The sequence below is a fragment of the Xanthomonas arboricola genome (assembly GCF_002940665.1).
Classification (GTDB): Bacteria; Pseudomonadota; Gammaproteobacteria; order Xanthomonadales; family Xanthomonadaceae; genus Xanthomonas; species Xanthomonas arboricola_B.
Genome location: NZ_MIGY01000003.1, coordinates 45,455 through 65,744, shown reverse-complemented (window position 1 = coordinate 65,744; position 20,290 = coordinate 45,455). Strand labels below are relative to the sequence as shown.

Below are 20,290 nucleotides of genomic sequence, written 5' to 3'. Positions count from 1 at the left end.
CCGGCGTCGCGTCGATGGCTGTCGGCGCCGCGCGATTCATCAAAATTCCAGATCCAGCGCGGCGCACAGGTAATCGACGAACGGCGCCAGCACCACCAGGTCGGCCTCGATGGTCTGGCGCAGGCGCGGGCCGGTCATGACGGCATCGTCGAGATGACGCAGATACGCCCAGTTGCGATGCTTGAGATCGTCGATGAACTCGAACTCGTTGGGAAAACCGCGCGGTGCACGCACCAGCTTCTCGCTGTCATCCAGCGCGAACTTGCGGCGCAGTTTGGGTTCGTAGGCGGCCGCTTTCCAGTTGGCTGGATTGTCGAAAATGAACTGGCGCAGCTTGCGCTGGGTGTCCGGCTCCGGATGCCACAGCCCGGCACCGACGAAACTCTCGCCCGGCTGCAGATGGATGTAGAACGACGGCGCCGGCACCTGGCGGCGGCGCTCATGGAACAGGCGCGCGCCCTGCCAGTTCTTGTACGGCGATTTGTCGTTGGAAAAACGCGCATCGCGGTAGATGCGAAACAGCGAGCCGCCCTGGGTCTTGGGATCGGCGCGATAGTGCTCGCTGACTTCGGCCAGGGCCGGCTGCAGGTCGGTGATGAGCTGCAGGAACGGCTGGCGCACATGCGCCTCGTACTGATGCCGGTGGTCGTTGAACCAGGTCTTGTCGTTGTGGCGCGCCAGGGCGCGCAGGAACTTGAAACTGGCGTCGGAAAAATAGGTGGTCATAGCGTGCGTTGGAGGTCCAAACCCCAGGCGGCGAGCTGATCGAGCAGGGACTGCTTGGTAGCATCGTCGGGGTGAGCAAGCCGTAAATCCGCGATCTGCGCATGGAACTGATCGAGCGTAAGCTCGCCCAGGCCACGGTCGTCGAGCAGGCGTTGACGGCGGTAGACGTTCCAGCGTTCCTGCTGTTCGAACGATAACGTCTGCGGCCAGTTGCGCGCGCGGTAGCGGAACAGCAACTCGACCAGGCGCGGGTCGCGAAAGCGCGACTCCAGCGCGCCCAGTTCGGCCGGCGCACTGGCGCGCACCTGCGCCAGCAGGCGCTTGTCGCCTTCGGCCAGGAAGCCGTCATAGAGCGAGGCATCGGCATCGTTGACCGCCGGCGCCGCAGCGCGCTCGTTGCCGTACACCTGGCGCACTTTTTCGGCCAGTTCAGGGCCGAGCTCGCGCAGGCGTGCAGCCTTGGCCAGCACCGCGTCGTGGTCGATGCCCAGGCGCTGGAAGTCCGCTGCGCGCAGATGCTGCCAGGCCACCAGCGCCGGCGACTTGTTCAAGTGCACTTCCTTGAGCGGAATGCGCTGCTCGCCCTCGGGCAGGTCGGCGGCGCGGATATACAGCCGGTCGGCGATCTCGTCCGGGCTCAGGCGCAACAGCACTTCAGGGTCGCCGTCCAGATCGAACACGATCACGCGGCTGTCGATGCGCGGATGGCGCGTCAACGGCAGCACCGCGGCGGCGCACATGCGCGAGGCGGGATAGCGCTGCGAGATGTGCAGCACCGGCTGCATCGCGATGACGTCCAGCAGCGTCGCCGCAAAGCGCTTGTCGCGCAGGCGCAGTGCGTAGTCCCACAACTTGGGTTGATGTTGCTGGAACCTGCGCGCCATGCCGATGGTGGCGTATACGTCCGACAGCGCCTCGTGCGCGTCGCCTTCGCGCACTGCGTTGGCATCGGCCAGGTGTTCGAGCTTGAACGAGGTGGCGCCGTCTTCGCGCTGCGGCCAGACGATGCCGTCCGGGCGCAGCGCATGCACCAGCCGCAACACGTCGAGCAGGTCCCAGCGCGAATTGCCGCCGCGCCACTCGCGCTCGTACGGGTCGTAGAAATTGCGGAACAGCCCGCAGCGCACGAACTCGTCGTCAAAGCGGATCGAGTTGTAGCCCAGCGTGCAGGTCTGCGGCCGGCTCATCTGTTCGGAGATGCGCGCGAACGCTTCGGCCTCGCTCACGCCTTCGCGCAGTGCGTGCTGCGGGGTGATGCCGGTGACCATGGTCGCGTACGGCGAGGGCAGCAGATCGTCGGCCGGCTGCACGTAGAAACTGATCGGTTCTTCGATCACGCGCAGTTGCGCATCGGTACGCACCGCGGCGAACTGTGCGATGCGCGTGCGGCGTGGATCCTGGCCGAAGGTTTCCAGGTCGTAGAAGAGAAAGCTGTCAGGCATGCCGTATGAGATCCAGGTCCGCGGCGCGCTGCGCAGGGCGCCGCCAGTGCTGCCTAGTATCTCTCATCCGCACGCCGGCTCTCTGACGCCGGCCTGTGCGAGTGGATCAGTGCGCGCCTTCCAGCGGCTGCAGGCGCGCATGCACGACCGCTTCCAGCGCGGCCCAGTCGATGCGCGACAGGTCGCTATGCCCGCGCGTGGCCTCGACCAGGATCTGGCGCTGGATCTCGCTGCGTGCCAGGGCGATCGAGTAGCGCGTGCGCAGGAAGGTCACCATCGTGTAATGCGGCACGAAACGGGTGGGCCAGCGCGCCTGCAGTTGCTGTTCGAGTGCGCGTTGCAGCAGGAAATCGGGATCGTCGACGCGGTCACGCATTTCCAGGTAATTCTCCAGCGCCATCTGCTGGATCGCTGCGGCGTCGTCACGGCGTGCGGCCTGGAACGCGGCAAACGCGGTCTCCAGATCCTCGTGCGCATCCAGCTGCTCTGCCAGCGCCACGCAATCTTCGAACGCGCAGTTCATGCCCTGGCCGTGGAACGGCACCATCGCGTGCGCGGCGTCGCCGATCAGCAGTGCGCGGCCGCCCAGGTGCCAGCGGTCCAGGGTGAGGGTGCCGAGCAGGCCGGGCGGATGTTCTTCCCAATGCTCCTTGAGCTGCGGGATCAGCGTCAGGGCATCGGGAAAATCACGCGCGAACAGGGCCAGCGCTTCGTCGCCGGTGCGCGTGGTGGCAAAGCTGGGTTCGCCGGCGTTGGGCAGAAACAGGGTGACGGTGAAGGTGCCGCCGTCGTTGGGCAGCGCGATGCACATGTAGCGCCCGCGCGGCCAGATGTGCAGCGCATTGCCTTCAATGCGGAAACCGCCACCGGGCAACGGCGGAATTTCCAGCTCCTTGTAGGAGTGATCGAGGAATTCGGTGCGCTCGCCCAATGGCGATTTGCGCTGCATCGCCGCGCGCAACGCCGAGCCGGCGCCATCGCTGCCGATCAGGCTCTGGAAGTGGATTTCGTGCGGCTGGTCGTCGCGGTCGTCGATGAAGCGCGCATAGCCGGCATCGAAGTCCACCGTGTGCAGGCGGCGGTAGAAATGCACGCGTGCGCCGGCCTGCTCGGCCAGATCCAGCAGCGCGACATTCAACGCGGCGCGGTGGATCGACCAGATCACTTCGCTGTCGTCGCGCCCGTAGCGCTGCAGCTGCGGTTGTGCATGCAGCGGATGCACCATGCGCCCGCGCATCATCACCGCCTTGGCCATCACCGCGTCGTCGGCGCCAGCCTGACGCAGCGCATGGCGGCCGCGTTCGGCCAGCGCCAGGTTGATCGAGCGGCCGGACTCGTAACCCTTGATGCGCGGATCGCCGCGGCGCTCGTAGACGGTGACCTGCCAGCCGCGACGCGACAGCAGGATGGCCAGCAGGCAACCGGCCAGGCCAGCGCCGATCAAGGTCAGGGAACGGGGAGAGACTGCGCTCAATGCGGTATCCGGCAGCGGCCGGACGTGAGTACCGGCCAAGAAGGGAAAAGGAGAGTGATTGGCAATGGCACCTGCCGTGGCCGGCCAGGTGCGGGTTCGGAGTGTACGTGGGCGTGTGCCGGTCCCGGCTCACGCGCCGATCTGCTCGATGGCACAGTGGGTGCCGTGCGTGCTCAGGCGGTGGCCCAGGTCTCCACCTGTTCCACCAACTGGTGCAGATCGCCAAAGCGGTTGTACAGCGGCACCGGCGCGATGCGGATCACGTCAGGTTCGCGCCAGTCGCCGAGCACGCCCACCGACTGCAGGTACTCGAACAGCGAGCGCCCCTGTGCGCGACCGCCGGCCACGCGCAACGATAGCTGGCAGCCGCGTTGCGCCGGCTCGGCCGGGGTGACGATCTGCAGCACCTGCGGCACGCGGGCGTGGATCAACTGTTCCAGGTGCCCGGTGAGCTGTTCGGACTTGGCGCGCAGTGCCCGCATCCCGGCCTGATCGAACAGCTCCAGCGACGCGCGCAACGGCGCCAGCGCCAGCACCGGCGGATTGCTCAGCTGCCAGCCTTCGGCCCCAGGCGAGGGCACGAACTGCGGATCCATGCGGAAGCGGCTCTGCTGCTCGTGTCCCCACCAACCGGCCATGCGCGGCAGGTCGCTGTTGGCATGACGTGCGTGCACGAAACAGCCACCCACCGCACCGGGGCCGGCGTTGAGATACTTGTAGTGGCACCACACTGCGAAATCCGCGCCGTCGTCGTGCAGCGTCAGCGCGATATTGCCGACCGCATGCGCCAGGTCGAACCCCACCATCGCGCCCTGCGCGCGTGCCAGCCGCACGATGTCGCCCAGCTCGAAGGCCTGGCCGGTGCGGTACTGGATGCCGGGCCACAGCACCAGCGCCAGCCGCGGACCGTGCCGTGCGATGGCATCGGCGATCGCCGCCATCGACACCGTGCCATCGGGTTGGTCCGCTTCCACTTCGATCAGCTGCGTGGCCGGATCCAGCCCATGCAGGCGCAGTTGCGATTCCACCGCATGGCGGTCGGACGGAAACGCGCCGGCTTCGATCAGGATGGCGCCACGCTCGGGCGTGGGCCGGTAGAAGCTGGCCATCATCAGATGCAGGTTGACGCTCAGCGTGTTCATCGCGACCACTTCGCCGGGCTGCGCGCCGACCACGCGCGCCAGGCCATCGCGCACCAGCTGGTGATAGGTCAGCCACTGGGTGGGACCGGTGAAGTGGCCTTCCACCGCGAACGCGCCCCACTGGTCGAGCACCTCGGCCACCATCGCACGGGCGCCGCGCGGCTGCAGGCCCAGCGAATTGCCGACGAAGTAGGTCTGGTCCTGGCCGGCATGCTGCGGAAACACGAAGTCGTCGCGCAGGTGGCGCAGCGGGTCGGCGGCGTCCAATGCAACGGCATGGGCGCGGGACAGCAGGTCGGTCATGATCACGGCTCGCAACGCAGGTCAGTGGCGCAGTTTACCCCCCGGCACCGTGCGCGCCGTCGGCCGCGGCCGGTGCCTCGGCCGCGGCGTTGGTCGAGGCGTTGGTCGAGGCTGGCCGGGCAGGGCGCAACAGATGCGTCAAGGTGCCAATACTGTCGGTGATGCGGTCGATGGTGTCGGCCAGTGCGGCGGTGGCGGGTGAGCCGTCGGGCAGCGCCGTCAATGCATTGGACAGCTGGCGCTCGGCGCCGCGCAAGGTGGCCGCTGCCGGAGTGCCGCCCTCGACCAGGCAGGCGATCAGCTCGGACAGCGCCTGGTCGGCCTGTTGCGCAAAGGCGGGCAGCGCTTCCAGCGCGGGCAAGGGGTGGCCATCGCGCAGCACCGCTTCCAGCGACAGGGTGGCGCGGATCAGCCGGTTGCCGTTGGCCAGCAACGACTCGGCGAGTTTGAGCTCGTGCAGATTGCGCCGGCTGCGTGGCTCGCCGCGCAGGCGTTCGATCGAGGCCTGCGCGTTGGTGCGCGCCACGCGTGCGGCAGCGCGGGTATCGCCCAGATCCTCCATCCTGCCGAGCAGCAGATTGCGCAGATGATCGCGATAGGCGCTCAGCAACTGCGCCAGCGAGGCGCGGATATGCCGGCGTTCGCGCGTGGGCCACACCGCGTAGGCGATCAACGCCCAGGCACTGCCGGCGACCGTGGCCTGCAGACGCGCACCGATGGCCTCGCCCGGTGCCACGCCTTCGAACGACAGCAGCAGCACCAGCATGCCGGTCAGAAACGCCACGCCGATGCCGTAGTTCACCTGCGTCAGCAGGCGGAAGCCCAGGCAGAACAGCGCCAGCAACGCCAGGCGGACGCTGGCGCCGTCCATCGCCAGGTGCGCCAGCAAGGTCGCCACCAGCAGGCCGACGAAGGTGCCGGCCACGCGCAAGGCGCCGAAGCTGAAAGTGCCGCCGAAATCCGGCTTGAGCACGATGGCGGTGGTCATCGGAATCCAGAAGCCGTGCGGGATCTGCTGCCAGCGCTGGAAGGCGACCGCCAGCGCCAGGCACACGCCGCAGCGCAAGGCATGCCGGAACGCCACCGAGGACAGATCCAGGTTCGCGCGCAGCGTGGCCCAGGTTGCTGCGGGCCTGAGTGCCGCCGGCAGGCGCGCTTCGGCCAGCTGCGCCTGGATCTCGCCACGGCTGCTGGCCCAGTGCGCGTTGCGGATCAGGGCGCGCAGCTGGCCGCCCAGGCCTTGCGCGCGCGCCACCGCCACCCGCACCAGCCGGCGCTCGCGGGTATCGGCGTTGTCGTGCTGGAACTGCGCCAGTGCGGCGACCAGATCGTCGAAACCGGTCATCGAGGCATTGGCGGCGAGCGGGTCTTCGCCCACCGTCATCGCATGCGCGAGCTGTTCCAGCACGATGGCGCTGCGTTCGAGCACGCGCTCGATCGCCGGGCGCGCCTGCGAGTCGGTCAGGCGGGTATCGACATCGGCCAGCGACAGCAGCTCCAGCCGCACGCGTTCGCACAGCTCGGCGATGATGCGGAAGCTCTGCACGGCGATCGCGCGCGAGCGATGCTCGCCGTGCAGCATCACCATCGCATCGAGCACCTCCTGGGTGGCCGGCGGCGGGGCGCTGGCTTCCGGTCGCTGGCGTGCGATGCCGGCCAGTTGACGCATCAGGTCGGCCAGCGCGAAACGCTCCGGGCGATAGCGTTGCAGCGGCCACGCCGCCAGTGCCAGCACCACCTGGAGCAGGCCGCCGGCGAAGATCAACGCTGCCACGCCCGCGGCCTGCTGCACCGGCAGGCGCATGTCGGCGCTGACCACCAGCAGGATCATGCTGGTCAGCCCCACCCGCGCCGCTACCGGGCCCAGTGCCACCAACAAGCCGCCGCTAAGACCGAGCAGCAGCCCGGCGATCACCAATGCCGGCGTGTTGTGGCCGACCCAGATGCCGAGCAACGCGGCAAGGCCCGCTGCCAGTGCGGCCATCAACATGCGTTGCAGACGCGCGCGGTACGGGCCGGGCTGGTCGGTGAACATGGTGTTGAGCGCACCGGTACACACGGCCAGACCGGCGGCGACATGCCCGGTGGCCACACCGATCGCCAGCGGCAGCACCACCGCGGCGGTATTGCGCAGCGCAACGCGCAGCGGCACGTCGCGTGGTTTGAGGTCGATCAGCGTGCGCAGCATGGCAGGGGGTTCAACGTGGACGCACAGCGTGGCTGCGGCGCATGCACAACCTCGAAACACCGCGCGATGCGCACAGCTGCATCGTCATTGCGTTGCGCGGCATTGCGATGTCGCGGTGACGCGCCCACGACCGACCGCCGAGCGACTGCGCTCGAAGACCTGTGAACGTGCTTCGGCCATCGCCCACTCATGCCTCGACAGTGGCATAGCGCTCCGGCGCAGGGTGCAGATGCCCGCACTGGGTGCAGGTGCGCAGCGCGAGCGAGCGGTAGAAATGATCGAACACCGGCGGAAAATCGGTTTCGATGTCCTGCAGCGGAAACATCGCCTCGTACAGTTTGTGATTGCACTGCGGGCAATACCACTGCAGGCCGTCTTGCTCGTTGGGCAAGCGCTCGCGTTCGATCACCAGGCCGATCGAGCCGGCCGCGCGTTGCGGCGAATGCGGCACCTTCGGCGGCAGCAGGAAGATCTCGCCGGCGCGGATCGGGATGTCGCGTGCGACGCCTTCGTCCTGCACCTTCAGCACCATCTCGCCTTCGAGCTGGAAGAACCACTCGGGGCCTTCGTCGTAGTGGTAGTCGGTGCGCGCATTCGGCCCACCGACGATCATGATGATGAAGCCGTCCTGCTGGATGCACTTGTTGCCCACCGGCGGCTTGAGCAGGTGGCGGTGTTGCTCGATCCAGGCTTGCAGGTTGATCGGCGGGACCAGCATCGACGTTCCTCGGCAAAGAAGACGTCCAGCATAGCCAACCGACGGCGCCGATGGGCGCCGCGGTGGGAGGGTGTGCGGGCGCGGCTCAGCGTTCGGCGTGATCGGCCTGGATGCGCGCCAGTGCGGCGTCGTAGCGTTCCTGCAGCAGCTCGGGGCGGTCGATCGACATGCCCAGGTCGTGCGCACGGCCGTCACGCAGGCTGTAGACCCAGCCATGCACCTGCAGTGCCTGGCCGCGGTCCCAGGCATCGCGCACGATGGTGGTGCGGCAGACATTGACCACCTGCTCGAGTACGTTGAGCTCGCACAGGCGCGCGTGCTGCACCGGCAGGTCGCCCGCGTCGTGCAGGCAGGCCTCGTGCTTGTCGGCCACATCGGTGACATGGCGGATCCAGTTGTCGACCAGGCCCATGCGCTTCTGGGTCAGGCTGGCAAACACGCCGCCGCAGCCGTAATGGCCGACCACCAGGATGTGCTTGACCTTGAGCACGTCGACGGCGAACTGGATCACCGACAGGCAGTTCAGGTCGGTGTGCACCACCACATTGGCGATGTTGCGATGGACGAACACCTCGCCCGGGGCCATGTCGATGATCTGGTTGGCGGGCACGCGCGAGTCCGAGCAGCCGATCCACAGGTACTCGGGCGTCTGCTGGGTGGACAGCTTGGAGAAGAATTCCGGGTCCTCGCGGCGGATGCGCTCGGACCAGGCACGGTTGTTTTCAAGCAAGTGGTTGAGCTCGTTCATGCGCGCAGTATTCCAGAGGACAGTGGGGCGGTGTGTGATCGAGAGATGAGCGATAAAACGGTGATGCGGAAAATCCGCGCTGGACGGCGCCGCTCAGACCGCGCCGTCGCGTGCGCGCAGGGCGTCGCGCATCAGCGACGCCACCTCGCGGGAGTCGGCCGATGCCTGTTGCTGCAATGCATCGCTCACGGCCGCCACATTAGCGGCCGGGTGGTTCTGGCTGAGCTTGAAGGTCAGCTGGATGCGGCTGGGAACGAAGCGGAAGCCGACCAGGCCGCGCAACTGCCGGCGGTGGCTGTCGCGCTCCATCTCGAACAGCCAGTCGCTGCCGACGCGTTGTTCGAAGTGCGTGCTCATGCGGCCGATCAGCTCGCCCAGCGCCGCCTCATCGCTCACCTGCTCGCAACGTCCGTGCAGATGCGCCACGGCGTAGTTCCAGGTCGGCACGCGTGCGGCTGCTTCCTTGTCCGGATACCAGCTCGGCGACACATAGGCATGCGGGCCCTGCACCACGAGTACCGCGTCGCCTGGGCTGTGTGCCTGCGGATTGGGGCGCGCCCAGTGGCCTTCGATGACCACTGCCTGCGCGTCGCGTCGGTACAGCACCGGCAGATGCGAGATTGCCGGCTGTCCATCGTCGCCGTGGCTGATCATGGTGACGAACGGGTCGCGCGCGATCAGCCAGTCCAGCAAGGCCAGATCGGTCTGCGCGAACGCGCGTGGGGCGTACATGTCAGGCGCGACCGCCCAGGGTCAGTACCATGCGTTCGCGCAGGTCCGCATCGTCCTCGCCACGCGGCGGCGACACTTCGTCGAGCGAGAAGCCACGCATCAGCGCGTCTTCTTCGTCCAGCCCGTCGAGCGCGACGAACTCGGCATCGAACAACGCCGCGCGGGCGCTGTCCTCGCTGTCGTAGGGCAAAATCTTGCCATCGCTGTCCAGGACTTCGGCGGTACCGGCCTGCTTGACGCGCAGGCGCGCCCAGATCAGCGTGCGGCCGATCGTGGCCAGCCACCACGAATCGCGGTCGTCATATGCAGTGTCTTGCTGTGTATTCATGGCATTACCTTGGAAAGCAGGCCGAGCAGGGCCGCCATGCCCAGGCCGAAGAAGATGGTCAGCAGCGACAGCCAGGCGGGTGTGGCCAGGCCGGACAGCGCACTGTCGCGATGGCTGCGGTAGCGCCGCGTCAGCAACCAGCGCAGCGCCGCAGGACTGATGAAGGCCGGCTCGCCGAAGCCGGCCAGCGCCTCGGGATGACGGTCGCGCAGGTGCACCAGCGTCAGCGGCCAGAAGATCAGCAAGGCGGTGAGCCCGGCAACGGCAACACCGACAAAACACAGTGCGAAGAACAGGGTCATGCGCCCGCCAGCATCAGTGCGAGTTGGGGAGGTGCTGCGCCGATCACCAGCGCAGTGATGGTCCACCTCACATCAGAACTCCGCGCTGCCCGGCGCGCGCGGGTAGGGGATGGCGTCGCGGATATTGCTCAGCCCGCACACGTAGACCACCAGGCGCTCGAACCCCAAGCCGAAGCCGGCATGCGGCACCGAACCGTAGCGGCGGAAATCGCGGTACCAGCTGTAGTGCTCCTGATCCAGGCCGAACTGGGCCATGCGTGCATCCAGCACATCCAAGCGCTCTTCGCGCTGGCTGCCGCCGATGATCTCGCCGATGCCCGGCGCGAGCACGTCCATCGCCGCGACGGTCTTGCCGTCGTCGTTCAGGCGCATGTAGAAGGCCTTGATGTGCTCGGGGTAGTTGGTTACCACCACCGGGCGGCCGATGTGTTCTTCGGTCAGCCAGCGCTCGTGCTCGGTCTGCAGGTCCAGGCCCCATTCGACCGGGAAGTCGAACTTTTTGCCTGAATTCTGCAGCAGCTTCACCGCCTCGGTGTAGTCGATCTGCTCGAACGGGGCATTGATGAAGGCTTCCAGTTTGGCGATCGCGTTCTTGTCCACGCGCTCGGCCAGGAATGCCAGGTCGTCGCCACGCTCGTCCAGCACCGCGCGGAACAGGTACTTGAGGAACTGCTCGGCCAGGCGCGCGTCTTCGGCCAGATCGGCGAAGGCGATTTCCGGCTCGATCATCCAGAATTCGGCCAGATGGCGCGTGGTGTGGCTGTTCTCGGCGCGGAAGGTCGGGCCAAAGGTGTAGACCTTGCTCAGCGCCAGGCAGTAGGCCTCCACGTTGAGCTGGCCAGACACGGTCAGGAAGGTCTCTTTGCCGAAGAAGTCGCGGCTGAAATCCACCGCGCCGCTGGCATCGCGCGGCAGGTTGACCATGTCCAGCGTGGAGACGCGAAACATCTGCCCGGCGCCCTCGGCGTCGGAGGTGGTGATGATCGGGGTGCTGATCCAGTTGAAGCCGTTCTGGTGGAAGAAGCGGTGCACCGCCTGCGCCAGGCAGTTGCGGATGCGGGTGACCGCGCCGAACAGGTTGGTGCGCGGGCGCAGGTGCGCCACTTCGCGCAGGAACTCCGGCGACATCGGCTTGGGCTGGATCGGGTAGGTCAGCGGGTCCTCGACCCAGCCGACGATCTCCACGCCGCTGGCCTGGATCTCGAACGACTGGCCCTTGCCCTGCGACTTCACCAGCACGCCCTTGGCGACCAGCGAGCAGCCGCTGGTCAGGCGCTTGATTTCGTCGAAGTTGGGCAGGGTGTCGTTGGCCACCACCTGGATCGGAGCGAAGCACGAGCCATCGGTCACGTTGATGAAGGCCAGTCCGGCAGATCCGCGCAGCGTGCGCACCCACCCCCGTACCGTAACTTCGCCGCCTTCCGGGAGTTTTCCCGCAAGCGCATGTTCAACGCTGACCACCGTCATGACTTGTCCTCGCCGTAGCGACCTTGAATGGTCTGCGAGTTTACTGGCTGCGGGCGCGCCGGCGCGAGCATCTGAACCGCTTGCGGGTGGTTGCGCTTGTCGAAGCCCGGAGATGGCCCCATCTGGTGAACACGTCGTAGCGGCGGGTGCAGCCCCGGTTACTGCAGCCTCGCTATACTTGCCACCATCGTTTCCGGAGCACCTCCATGGCCATCAGCCTCACCCCTGCCGCGCTGGAGCGCGTGCAGCGTTTCGTGCAGCAGAGCCCGGGGACGCTGGGCCTGCGCTTTGGCGTGACCAAGACCGGTTGTTCGGGCTGGGGCCATGTCACCGACCTGGCGCGCGAGAAGCGCGATGACGATGCGGTGTTCGAGCAGGAAGGCGTGCGCATCTTCGTCGATCCGGTCAGCCTGCCGTTGGTCGACGGCACCTGCATCGATTTCGGCAAGCACGGCCTCAGCGAGACCTTCACTTTCCGCAATCCCAATGCGACCGCCGAATGCGGCTGCGGGGAAAGCTTCACGACCGAAGCCGAGCATCGCTGAGCTCGCCAGCGAGCGCTATCCCTTCTCCCTGTGGGAGAAGCTGCCCGAGGGGCGGATGAGGGTACTGGGCGAAGCCTCGCGCGGTTAGGCGTCACGGGTGGCTTTGCCCCGGACCCTCACCCCAACCCCGCTCCGCGCCCCGGCCCGCGCTTGCGGCGCGGGCGCTCCAAGGCACGCGCGCCAGTGGCGCGCAAGCGGTGCCTTATCGCCCCGGCGGGAGAGGGGCTCGAGCAGTCGCCGCGCAGCTGTCCTGTTTGTGGGCTCGGCCGCTGGCTCGGCCTGGTTGCGGCTAAACGCCTGAACTGCCATACTTTCCTGCTTCCTGCCCGGTTCCGAGCGGGAATCCTTGCTCCACCGGCCGCCTTGCGCGGGTCACCGGGGAGCTGTCCGGCCCACGTGGCCACATCCGAAAGGTAATACAACATGAGTCGTCATTACGAAGTCGTGTTCCTGGTCCACCCGGATCAGAGCGAGCAGGTCCCGGCCATGATCGAGCGCTACAAGTCGCTGATCGAGGGCGGTAACGGCACCATCCACCGTCTGGAAGACTGGGGCCGCCGTCAGCTGGCCTACCCGATCCAGAATCTGGTGAAGGCGCACTATGTGCTGCTCAACATCGAAGTCGACCAGGCCGTGCTGAGCGAGCTGGTGGAAAGCTTCCGCTTCAACGATGCGGTGCTGCGTCACCTGGTCGTCAAGCGCGACGGCCCGGACACCGAGCAGTCGCTGATCATGAAGAGCAAGGACGAGAAGGGCGACAAGCCCGAGCGTAGCGAGCGTCGTCGTCGCGATGACGATGAGGGCGATGCTGCACCTGCCGCCACCGATACCGACGGCGACAACGCCGAAGCCGCTTAAGGAGCGCTGTCATGTCCAAGTTCTTCCGTCGTCGCAAGTTCTGCAAGTTCACCGCCGAGGGCGTGAAAGAGATCGATTACAAGGATCTCAACACCCTGCGTCAGTACCTCACCGAGAACGGCAAGATCGTGCCGAGCCGCGTGACCGGTACCAAGTCCAAGTACCAGCGTCAGCTGGCCACGGCCGTTAAGCGCTCGCGTTTCCTGGCGCTGATCCCGTACACGGACAATCACGACGTCTAATCCGAGTCGTTGATGTGAGTTCCTCACAAAAGCCCGCACGGTGATATGTGAGTCCCTCACAAGAGCCCGCACATCCATGTGCGGGTTACTAAAAATATAGAGGCCGGTCATTCGAGATGCGGTGTTGATCGTGCTGTTGCGATTCCCAAATCCCGATTCCCGAATCCCGTCTTTTCGGACAGCAAACGTTGCGTCGGCCAAAGTGCCGGCGCTAACGAATAACGGAGCACCACCATGGATCTGATTCTTCTGCAGAAAGTGACCAATCTCGGCGGCCTGGGCGACAAGGTCAGCGTCAAGCCGGGTTACGGCCGCAACTTCCTCGTGCCGCAGGGCAAGGCCGTTCCGGCCACCGCTGCCAACGTCGAAGCGTTTGAAGCCAAGCGTGCCGATTACGAAGCCAAGGCCAACACCATCCTGGCCGATGCACAGAGCCGGGCCGGCAAGTTCGAAGGCGCCAGCGTCACCATCGGCGCGCATGCGTCGACCGAAGGCAAGCTGTACGGCTCTGTCGGTCCGCGCGACATCGCCGAGGCGTTCACCGCCGCCGGCCTGCCGCTGGAAAAGAGCGAAGTGATCCTGGGCGAAGGCGCATTCCGCAATGTCGGCGAGTACGACGTTGTGCTGCACCTGCACGCCGATGTGGAAACCTCGGTCAAGGTCATCGTCGAATCCGACGCCTGATCCACGCTGCACGCTATACCCGAAGGGCGCCTGGTTAGGCGCCCTTCGTCTTTCTGCGGCCACGCCAGCGATGCCAGGCCCGCTATACTCATGCTCCATTGCCGGTTCCACGGCCCATAGATCTTGTGGATCAAGGGTTTAGGTGGGCGGCTTCACAGGAATAAAGCGCCTGCCGGCCCTGCCCGTGCGGTGCCCGGAACCTTCAGTCCCATGCGCCTGTCCACGATCAAACTGTCCGGTTTCAAGTCGTTCGTCGACCCGACCACGTTGCACCTGCCCACCAACATGACCGGCATCGTCGGGCCCAATGGCTGCGGCAAGTCCAACATCATCGATGCGGTGCGCTGGGTGATGGGCGAAAGTTCGGCCAGCCGACTGCGCGGCGACTCGCTGACCGACGTGATCTTCTCCGGTTCCTCGGCGCGCAAGCCGGTGTCGCAGGCGACGGTGGAGCTGATCTTCGACAACTCCGATCACACCATCAGCGGCGAGTTCGCCTCGTTCAACGAGATCTCGGTCAAGCGCCTGGTCAGCCGCGACGGCAACAGCGCCTACTACCTCAACGGCACCAAATGCCGGCGCCGCGACATCACCGACCTGTTCCTGGGCACCGGCCTGGGGCCGCGCAGCTACTCGATCATCGAGCAGGGCATGATCAGCCAGATCATCGAGGCGCGGCCGGAAGACCTGCGCGTGTATCTGGAAGAAGCCGCCGGCATTTCCAAGTACAAGGAGCGCCGCAAGGAAACCGAAACGCGCATCCGGCATACCCGCGAGAACCTCGATCGCCTGGGCGACCTGCGCGAAGAGATCACCAAGCAACTGGCGCATCTGCAGCGCCAGGCGCGCCAGGCCGAGCAGTATCAGGCCCTTCAGGAAGAGCGCCGGATCAAGGACGCCGAGTGGAAGGCGCTGGAGTACCGCGGCCTGGATGGCCGGTTGCAGGGCCTGCGCGAAAAATTGAATCAGGAAGAGACCCGGCTGCAGCAGCTGATCGCCGAACAGCGCGATGCCGAGGCGCGGATCGAAACCGGGCGCGCGCGTCGCGAGGAGGCCGCCGAAGCGGTGGCCAAGGCGCAGGCCGATGTCTATCAGGTCGGTGGTGCGCTGGCGCGCATCGAGCAGCAGATCCAGCATCAGCGCGAACTCTCGCATCGCCTGCACAAGGCGCGCGATGAGGCGCAGAGCCAGTTGCAGGAGCTGACCCAGCACATCAGCGGCGATTCGGCCAGGCTGGCGGTGCTGCGCGAGGCGGTGGACGCTGCCGAACCGCAACTGGAACAGCTGCGCGAAGACCACGAATTCCGCCAGGAGTCGCTACGCGAAGCCGAAGCGCGCCTGGCCGACTGGCAGCAGCGTTGGGAAACCCATAATCGCGACACCGGCGAAGCCTCGCGTGCCGGCGAAGTGGAACGCACGCGTGTCGATTATCTCGATCGCCAGTCGCTGGAAGCCGAGCGCCGCCGCGAAGCGCTGGTCAACGAGCGTGCCGGACTGGACCTGGATGCGCTGGCCGAGGCGTTCGAGCAGATCGAGCTGCGCCATGAAACCCAGAAGACCTCGCTGGACGGGCTGACCGAGCAGGTCGAAGCGCGCAAGCACGCGCTCGGCGGGCTGCAGGAACAACAGCGCGCCAGCCAGGGCGAATTGGCCGAGGTGCGCAAGCAGGCGCAGGCCGCGCGTGGCCGGCTGTCGTCGCTGGAAACCCTGCAGCAGGCCGCACTCGGCCAGGAGCAGGGCGCGGCAGTGGCGTGGCTGAAGTCGCGCGGGCTGGATTCTGCCGCACGTGTCGGCGAGCGCATCATGGTCGAAAGTGGCTGGGAAAACGCGGTCGAAGGCGCATTGGGGCAGCTGATCGAAGGCGTGCTGGTGGATGCGCCGGAGCAACTGGTCGATGCGCTGGGCGAGTTGGGCGAGGGCCGCATCGCGCTCGTCTCCAGTGCCAGCGACAACGCGAGCTTTGCGCCCACTTCGCTGGCGGCCAAGGTGCAGGGGCCGATCGCGATCCGTCGCCTGCTCGCGCGCCTGCACGCGGCCGAGGATCTGGAGGCCGCGCGCACGCTGCAGCGCGGCCTGCCCGAGGGCGATTCGGTCATCACCCGCAGCGGCGAGCGGCTGGGCGAGGGCTGGGTGCGGGTGTCGCGCTCCGGCGCTGCCAAGCAGGGCGCCTTGCTGCGCGAGCGCGAAATTCAGGAGCTGCGTGCGCAGATCGAAACGCTGCAGGAGCGCGAGGCCGACCTCGAGCAGCGCCTGGGTAGCTTCCGCGAACAACTGCTGGCGGCCGAACAGCAGCGCGAAGATGCGCAGCGCCAGTTGTACATGGCGCACCGCAGCGTGTCCGAACTGGCCGGTCAGCTGCAGAGTCAGCAGGGCAAGGTCGATGCCGCGCGCACGCGCATCGAGCGCATCGAAAACGAATTGTCGCAGCTGTTGGAAACGCTGGACACCAGCCGCGAACAGGCACGTGAGGCACGCGCCAAGCTCGAAGACGCGGTGACCCTGATGGGCGATCTGCAAGGCACCCGGCAGGCGCTGGAGAACGAACGCCGTCAGCTCACCGATGCACGCGATCAGGCCCGCGATGCCGCACGTGGCGTGCGCGATGCGATGCATGCATTGGCGCTCACGCTGGAATCGCAACGCACCCAGATCACCTCCCTGAGCCAGACGCTGGAGCGCATGGACAGCCAGCGCGGCCAGCTCGACACGCGTCTGGAGGATCTGGTCGCCCAGCTCAGCGACGGCGACTCGCCGGTGGAAACGCTGGAGCACGAGCACCAGGCCGCGTTGAGCGAGCGTGTGCGCACCGAGCGCGTGCTGAGCGAAGCGCGCACCATGCTGGAGAGCATCGATGGCGAGCTGCGCAGCTACGAGCAGACCCGTCAGCAGCGCGACGAACAGGCGCTGGCCCAGCGCGAGCGCATTTCCCAGCGCAAGCTGGATCAGCAGGCGCTGGTGCTCAGCGCAGAGCAATTGGAGGCCGCCGTGGTGAAGGCCGGCTTCGTGCTCGAGGACGTCGTCAATGGATTGCCGGAAGCGGCGAACGTGGCCGAGTGGGAAGCGGCGGTCGGCCAGATCGACGGGCGCATGCGGCGGCTGGAACCGGTCAACCTGGCCGCGATCCAGGAGTACGGCGAAGCGGCGCAGCGTTCGGAATATCTGGACGCGCAGAACCTGGATCTCAACACCGCACTGGAGACGCTGGAAGAGGCGATCCGCAAGATCGACCGCGAAACTCGCGGCCGCTTCAAGGACACCTTCGACCGGGTCAATTCCGGCGTCCAGGCGCTGTATCCGCGCCTGTTCGGCGGTGGCCACGCCTATCTGGAACTCACCGGCGAAGACCTGCTCGACACCGGCGTAACCATCATGGCGCGCCCGCCGGGCAAGCGCGTGTCCAGCATCTCGCTGCTGTCCGGTGGCGAGAAGGCGATGACCGCGGTGGCGCTGGTGTTTGCGATCTTCCAGCTCAATCCTGCGCCGTTCTGCCTGCTCGACGAGGTGGACGCGCCGCTGGACGAAGCCAATGTCGGCCGCCTGGCCAACATGGTGCGGGAAATGAGCGAGAAGGTGCAGTTCCTGTTCGTCAGCCACAACAAGGCGACGATGGAGGCCGCGCGCCAGCTCTCCGGCGTGACCATGCGCGAGCCGGGCGTCAGTCGCCTGGTCAGCGTGGACCTGGAAGAGGCCGCACGTTTGGCGGGTGCTGCATGACGTGCCATGCTTGTCGGAATATCGACACCTGTCACTCTTATGCGGAGGCACGCTAAATGTCCGACATGGCCATGATCCGGATCGGGATCCTGATCGCTGGACTGCTGCTGGTCGCGGCCATCTTCCTATTTGGTCGCCCGAAAAAATCGCCGCAAGGGCGCCGGGTCGACAAGGACGACGGGCAACCGCGCGAGCGCCGCGAGCCGGTGATCTCCAGCGAGCCTGGCGTGGAGGGCGACCCGTTCGAGCGCAATGAGGGCGCCGAGCAAAGCGAACTGAACCTGGACGATGCCGATGCGGCCGGCGGCAACGATGTCGGCAAGCGCCCCAACCAGGATTTCGACAAGATCGTCTCGCTGTTCGTGGCCGCCAAGGCCGGCCAGGTCCTGCGCGGCGAAGACGTGGTGGTCGCTGCCGAGAAGACCGGGCTGGTGTTCGGTCACATGAATGTCTTCCACCGCCTAGTGGAAGGGCATCCGGAGCGCGGGCCGATCTTCAGCATGGCCAGCATCCTCAAGCCCGGCAGCTTCGACATGGCCAACATCCGCGAGATGCAGACCCCGGCGATTGCGTTCTTCCTCACCTTGCCGGCGCCGATGACCGCGCTGGATGCCTGGGAAAAGATGCTGCCGACCGTCCAGCGCATGGCCGAACTGCTGGACGGCGTGGTGCTGGACGACAGCCGCAATGCGCTGGGCCGCCAGCGCGTGGCGCATATCCGCGACGAACTGCGCGCCTACGATCGCCAGCACCAGGCGCCGCCGCTGACCAAGTCGCCGCGCTGGTGAGTGCGTATTGCTGTTAAGTGTGCGCTGCTGGTGATGTGCGTCGGTGGTGATTGCGCACCGCTGGTGATCGAGCGTCGCTGAGTCAGTGATTGCGAGCCATTGACCGCGAGTCATCCCGACCGTGCGTCATCCATACGCGGTCTGAGTCGCGACCTGCCGCAGGGCGCGTTCTAGCGTAGAGGTGAACGATGTGGGGCTTGCAGGGCCCGCTGGCGGTGCTGATGTTGCTGGCGGTGTGGGCCATCCTGGCCGCACCGCTGCTATGGATGGCGTCGCGGGTTGCGCCGCGTTTGCGCAAAGGCGCGTCGACAAGCCCACGTCGCGCGCAATGGAGCTCGATCGGGTTTGCCGTTGCAGTGACGCTGCTGGTTGCGCCAGTGCCAACGCCCATCATCACTGTCTTCCTGCCGCACGTGATCGCGCTGTTGGATGCAAGCTACTACGCGCGCATCTTTCAGGGGCCGCCGATGATGCGCCAGCTCCTGGTGTGGAGTGCGGTGTCGATGGCGTTGACGTTTGCGCTCAGCTACGTGTGGATCCGGCGCGTGCTGCGTCCTAATGCCGCCGCGCCTCTTCCAACTCCCAAGCAGTAGGAAATCAAAGCCCCTCTCCAGCGGGAGAGGGGTCAGGGTGAGGGTACGCAGGCGAGGCCCTCGCGCGGCTGGGCGGCACGAGGCTTCGCTCGCACCTTCATACCCCTTCGGGGCACCTTCTCCCGGGGTGGGAGAAGGGATGACCACTCTGTGCTTGGCGATCAGCGCTTGGCCTTGGTAAACGCCTCGCGAAAGCGCAGCATCTCCGCCTCGGTGCCGACGCTCACGCGCACGCGCTTGGGCCAGATCGGCCAGCTGCGGCCGACGATGACGCCCTGTTTCTGCATCGAATCGGCAAACACGCTGGCGTCGCGCTTGACGTCGAGCAGGAAGCAGTTGGCCTGCGTGGGCAGGCAGGTGTAGCCCTTGCTCTTGAGCCAGGCGATGGTGTCGTCGCGCACGCGGGCGTTCTCCGCGCGGCGGGTCTGTACCAGTTGCGGGTCGCGCAGGCTGGCGATGCCGGCGGCCATTGCCGGTACCGACAACGGGTTGCTGCCCACGCTGGCGAGCTTGGTCTGCAGCCCCGGCGGCGCCAGCGCGGCGCCCAGGCGCAGGCCGCCCATGCCGTAGAGCTTGGAGAAGCTGCGCAGCACGATCAGGTCCTGGCGCTGGCGCACCAGGTCCGCCACGGACGGCTCGTTGCTGTAGTGGATATACGCTTCGTCGACCACCAGCACCGCGCTGGACGGCTTGTTGGCCAGCAGCCACTCGATGTCGGCGCGCGGGGTGATGGCGCCGCTGGCGTTGCCGGGGTTGCACAGGTAGATCAGGCCGGCGGACGGGTCGGCCTTGGCCATCGCCTTGACGTCGTGCGCGCCATCGGCCCGCAGCGGCAGCTTGCGCACCGGCACGCCGCGGGCGGTGGCGCTGTCGACGATCGGGTCGAAGCTCGGGTCGGCCACCACCAGCCCGGCACGTGCCGAGGTGAACAGGCTGCCGGCACGATGCAGTGCGTCCCTGGAACCGGGAAAGAACGCCAGATGGTCGCCGGGCAGTTGCAGCTCGCCGGTCATCAGATTGCGCAGGTCCTGCTCCATCTCGAACTGATAGCGGCCTGCACGTGCCAGCGAGCGCGTTGCCGCATCCAGTGCGGCGGGCGAGGGGCCGAGCGGATGCTCGTTGTCGTTGAGATACACCGTGCCGGCGGCGGGCGCCATCCCGGGGGCGGCCGGCGCGGCTGCGCGTTTGCGCGCTGCTTCGGCTGGCGACGTCAGTCCCAGTGCGGAAACCGCCACGCCGGAGGTGGCAAGGCTGAGAAACGAACGGCGCGAGACGGGCAACGGCACGGTGAGCTCC

At 66.7% G+C, this 20,290-nt stretch carries 19 protein-coding genes; 7 read left to right on the top strand and 12 right to left on the bottom strand.

All coding sequences use genetic code 11. From position 1 onward, the window contains the following. Positions 1-39: 39 nt before the first annotated feature. The 11 genes from XarjCFBP7645_RS13815 to asnS all read right to left on the bottom strand — a co-directional run bounded on the left by XarjCFBP7645_RS13815 (position 40) and on the right by asnS (position 11,570). On the bottom strand, positions 40-726 hold the full coding sequence (locus tag XarjCFBP7645_RS13815; RefSeq protein WP_104537991.1) for a DUF2461 domain-containing protein: 687 nt from the start codon (positions 724-726) through the stop codon (positions 40-42). Next, a complete protein-coding gene (sbcB, locus tag XarjCFBP7645_RS13810) occupies positions 723-2,168 on the bottom strand; it encodes an exodeoxyribonuclease I (protein ID WP_104537990.1) in 1,446 nt (481 codons plus the stop codon). Before sbcB ends, XarjCFBP7645_RS13815 begins: the two co-directional genes overlap by 4 nt. A gap of 106 nt (positions 2,169-2,274) precedes the next feature. Next, positions 2,275-3,642 (bottom strand): FAD-dependent oxidoreductase, encoded by a 1,368-nt coding sequence (locus tag XarjCFBP7645_RS13805; protein ID WP_104537989.1) that lies wholly within the window; start codon positions 3,640-3,642, stop codon positions 2,275-2,277. Between the two features lie 173 nt (positions 3,643-3,815). After that, positions 3,816-5,087 (bottom strand): kynureninase, encoded by a 1,272-nt coding sequence (kynU, locus tag XarjCFBP7645_RS13800; protein WP_104537988.1) that lies wholly within the window; start codon positions 5,085-5,087, stop codon positions 3,816-3,818. Between the two features lie 34 nt (positions 5,088-5,121). Then, a complete protein-coding gene (locus tag XarjCFBP7645_RS13795; RefSeq protein ID WP_104537987.1) occupies positions 5,122-7,275 on the bottom strand; it encodes an FUSC family protein in 2,154 nt (717 codons plus the stop codon). Between the two features lie 187 nt (positions 7,276-7,462). Next, positions 7,463-7,993, bottom strand: coding sequence for a 3-hydroxyanthranilate 3,4-dioxygenase (locus XarjCFBP7645_RS13790; protein WP_104537986.1), 531 nt, complete (start codon positions 7,991-7,993; stop codon positions 7,463-7,465). A gap of 85 nt (positions 7,994-8,078) precedes the next feature. Beyond that, positions 8,079-8,741: a carbonate dehydratase gene (can, locus tag XarjCFBP7645_RS13785; protein WP_016902447.1), complete on the bottom strand. Its 663-nt coding sequence runs from the start codon at positions 8,739-8,741 to the stop codon at positions 8,079-8,081. A 93-nt stretch (positions 8,742-8,834) separates the two neighbouring features. After that, a complete protein-coding gene (locus XarjCFBP7645_RS13780) occupies positions 8,835-9,473 on the bottom strand; it encodes an FMN-binding negative transcriptional regulator (protein WP_104537985.1) in 639 nt (212 codons plus the stop codon). Between the two features lies 1 nt (position 9,474). Next, on the bottom strand, positions 9,475-9,801 hold the full coding sequence (locus XarjCFBP7645_RS13775; RefSeq protein WP_104537984.1) for a hypothetical protein: 327 nt from the start codon (positions 9,799-9,801) through the stop codon (positions 9,475-9,477). Continuing rightward, positions 9,798-10,103, bottom strand: coding sequence for a hypothetical protein (locus XarjCFBP7645_RS13770; protein ID WP_104537983.1), 306 nt, complete (start codon positions 10,101-10,103; stop codon positions 9,798-9,800). The genes XarjCFBP7645_RS13775 and XarjCFBP7645_RS13770 overlap by 4 nt, the downstream gene beginning before the upstream one ends. Positions 10,104-10,175: 72 nt before the next feature. After that, positions 10,176-11,570, bottom strand: a complete 1,395-nt coding sequence (asnS, locus tag XarjCFBP7645_RS13765; RefSeq protein ID WP_026064746.1) for an asparagine--tRNA ligase — start codon at positions 11,568-11,570, stop codon at positions 10,176-10,178. A gap of 206 nt (positions 11,571-11,776) precedes the next feature. On the opposite strand from asnS, the gene XarjCFBP7645_RS13760 reads away from it, so the two are divergent. From XarjCFBP7645_RS13760 to XarjCFBP7645_RS13730, 7 genes are all read left to right on the top strand, one after another. Then, positions 11,777-12,115, top strand: coding sequence for a HesB/IscA family protein (locus XarjCFBP7645_RS13760; RefSeq protein WP_104537982.1), 339 nt, complete (start codon positions 11,777-11,779; stop codon positions 12,113-12,115). A 423-nt stretch (positions 12,116-12,538) separates the two neighbouring features. Then, the gene (gene rpsF, locus XarjCFBP7645_RS13755; protein ID WP_006451585.1) at positions 12,539-12,973 is read left to right on the top strand and encodes a 30S ribosomal protein S6; all 435 of its coding nucleotides are present in this window, start codon (positions 12,539-12,541) and stop codon (positions 12,971-12,973) included. A gap of 11 nt (positions 12,974-12,984) precedes the next feature. After that, positions 12,985-13,215: a 30S ribosomal protein S18 gene (rpsR, locus tag XarjCFBP7645_RS13750; protein WP_005991243.1), complete on the top strand. Its 231-nt coding sequence runs from the start codon at positions 12,985-12,987 to the stop codon at positions 13,213-13,215. Between the two features lie 234 nt (positions 13,216-13,449). Beyond that, positions 13,450-13,899, top strand: coding sequence for a 50S ribosomal protein L9 (gene rplI / locus XarjCFBP7645_RS13745; RefSeq protein WP_016904199.1), 450 nt, complete (start codon positions 13,450-13,452; stop codon positions 13,897-13,899). Between the two features lie 210 nt (positions 13,900-14,109). After that, on the top strand, positions 14,110-17,613 hold the full coding sequence (gene smc, locus XarjCFBP7645_RS13740) for a chromosome segregation protein SMC (protein ID WP_104537981.1): 3,504 nt from the start codon (positions 14,110-14,112) through the stop codon (positions 17,611-17,613). Between the two features lie 56 nt (positions 17,614-17,669). Then, positions 17,670-18,401 (top strand): cell division protein ZipA, encoded by a 732-nt coding sequence (gene zipA / locus XarjCFBP7645_RS13735; protein WP_102584325.1) that lies wholly within the window; start codon positions 17,670-17,672, stop codon positions 18,399-18,401. 188 nt (positions 18,402-18,589) lie between these two features. Further along, positions 18,590-18,994, top strand: coding sequence for a hypothetical protein (locus XarjCFBP7645_RS13730; protein WP_104537980.1), 405 nt, complete (start codon positions 18,590-18,592; stop codon positions 18,992-18,994). A gap of 161 nt (positions 18,995-19,155) precedes the next feature. Here the strand turns inward: XarjCFBP7645_RS13730 and XarjCFBP7645_RS13725 are convergent, their stop codons facing one another. Then, the gene (locus tag XarjCFBP7645_RS13725) at positions 19,156-20,280 is read right to left on the bottom strand and encodes a pyridoxal phosphate-dependent aminotransferase (protein WP_104537979.1); all 1,125 of its coding nucleotides are present in this window, start codon (positions 20,278-20,280) and stop codon (positions 19,156-19,158) included. Between the last annotated feature and the right edge of the window lie 10 nt (positions 20,281-20,290).

What these genes read in the sequence shown, in the direction of transcription:
- XarjCFBP7645_RS13815 (WP_104537991.1), bottom strand. Translation starts at nt 726, where the DNA reads ATGACCACCTATTTTTCCGACGCCAGTTTCAAGTTCCTGCGCGCCCTG.
- rplI (WP_016904199.1), top strand. Translation starts at nt 13,450, where the DNA reads ATGGATCTGATTCTTCTGCAGAAAGTGACCAATCTCGGCGGCCTGGGC.
- rpsR (WP_005991243.1), top strand. Translation starts at nt 12,985, where the DNA reads ATGTCCAAGTTCTTCCGTCGTCGCAAGTTCTGCAAGTTCACCGCCGAG.
- XarjCFBP7645_RS13775 (WP_104537984.1), bottom strand. Translation starts at nt 9,801, where the DNA reads ATGAATACACAGCAAGACACTGCATATGACGACCGCGATTCGTGGTGG.
- smc (WP_104537981.1), top strand. Translation starts at nt 14,110, where the DNA reads ATGCGCCTGTCCACGATCAAACTGTCCGGTTTCAAGTCGTTCGTCGAC.
- can (WP_016902447.1), bottom strand. Translation starts at nt 8,741, where the DNA reads ATGAACGAGCTCAACCACTTGCTTGAAAACAACCGTGCCTGGTCCGAG.
- XarjCFBP7645_RS13795 (WP_104537987.1), bottom strand. Translation starts at nt 7,275, where the DNA reads ATGCTGCGCACGCTGATCGACCTCAAACCACGCGACGTGCCGCTGCGC.
- sbcB (WP_104537990.1), bottom strand. Translation starts at nt 2,168, where the DNA reads ATGCCTGACAGCTTTCTCTTCTACGACCTGGAAACCTTCGGCCAGGAT.
- XarjCFBP7645_RS13760 (WP_104537982.1), top strand. Translation starts at nt 11,777, where the DNA reads ATGGCCATCAGCCTCACCCCTGCCGCGCTGGAGCGCGTGCAGCGTTTC.
- asnS (WP_026064746.1), bottom strand. Translation starts at nt 11,570, where the DNA reads ATGACGGTGGTCAGCGTTGAACATGCGCTTGCGGGAAAACTCCCGGAA.
- XarjCFBP7645_RS13780 (WP_104537985.1), bottom strand. Translation starts at nt 9,473, where the DNA reads ATGTACGCCCCACGCGCGTTCGCGCAGACCGATCTGGCCTTGCTGGAC.
- XarjCFBP7645_RS13790 (WP_104537986.1), bottom strand. Translation starts at nt 7,993, where the DNA reads ATGCTGGTCCCGCCGATCAACCTGCAAGCCTGGATCGAGCAACACCGC.
- XarjCFBP7645_RS13770 (WP_104537983.1), bottom strand. Translation starts at nt 10,103, where the DNA reads ATGACCCTGTTCTTCGCACTGTGTTTTGTCGGTGTTGCCGTTGCCGGG.
- zipA (WP_102584325.1), top strand. Translation starts at nt 17,670, where the DNA reads ATGTCCGACATGGCCATGATCCGGATCGGGATCCTGATCGCTGGACTG.
- rpsF (WP_006451585.1), top strand. Translation starts at nt 12,539, where the DNA reads ATGAGTCGTCATTACGAAGTCGTGTTCCTGGTCCACCCGGATCAGAGC.
- kynU (WP_104537988.1), bottom strand. Translation starts at nt 5,087, where the DNA reads ATGACCGACCTGCTGTCCCGCGCCCATGCCGTTGCATTGGACGCCGCC.
- XarjCFBP7645_RS13730 (WP_104537980.1), top strand. Translation starts at nt 18,590, where the DNA reads ATGTGGGGCTTGCAGGGCCCGCTGGCGGTGCTGATGTTGCTGGCGGTG.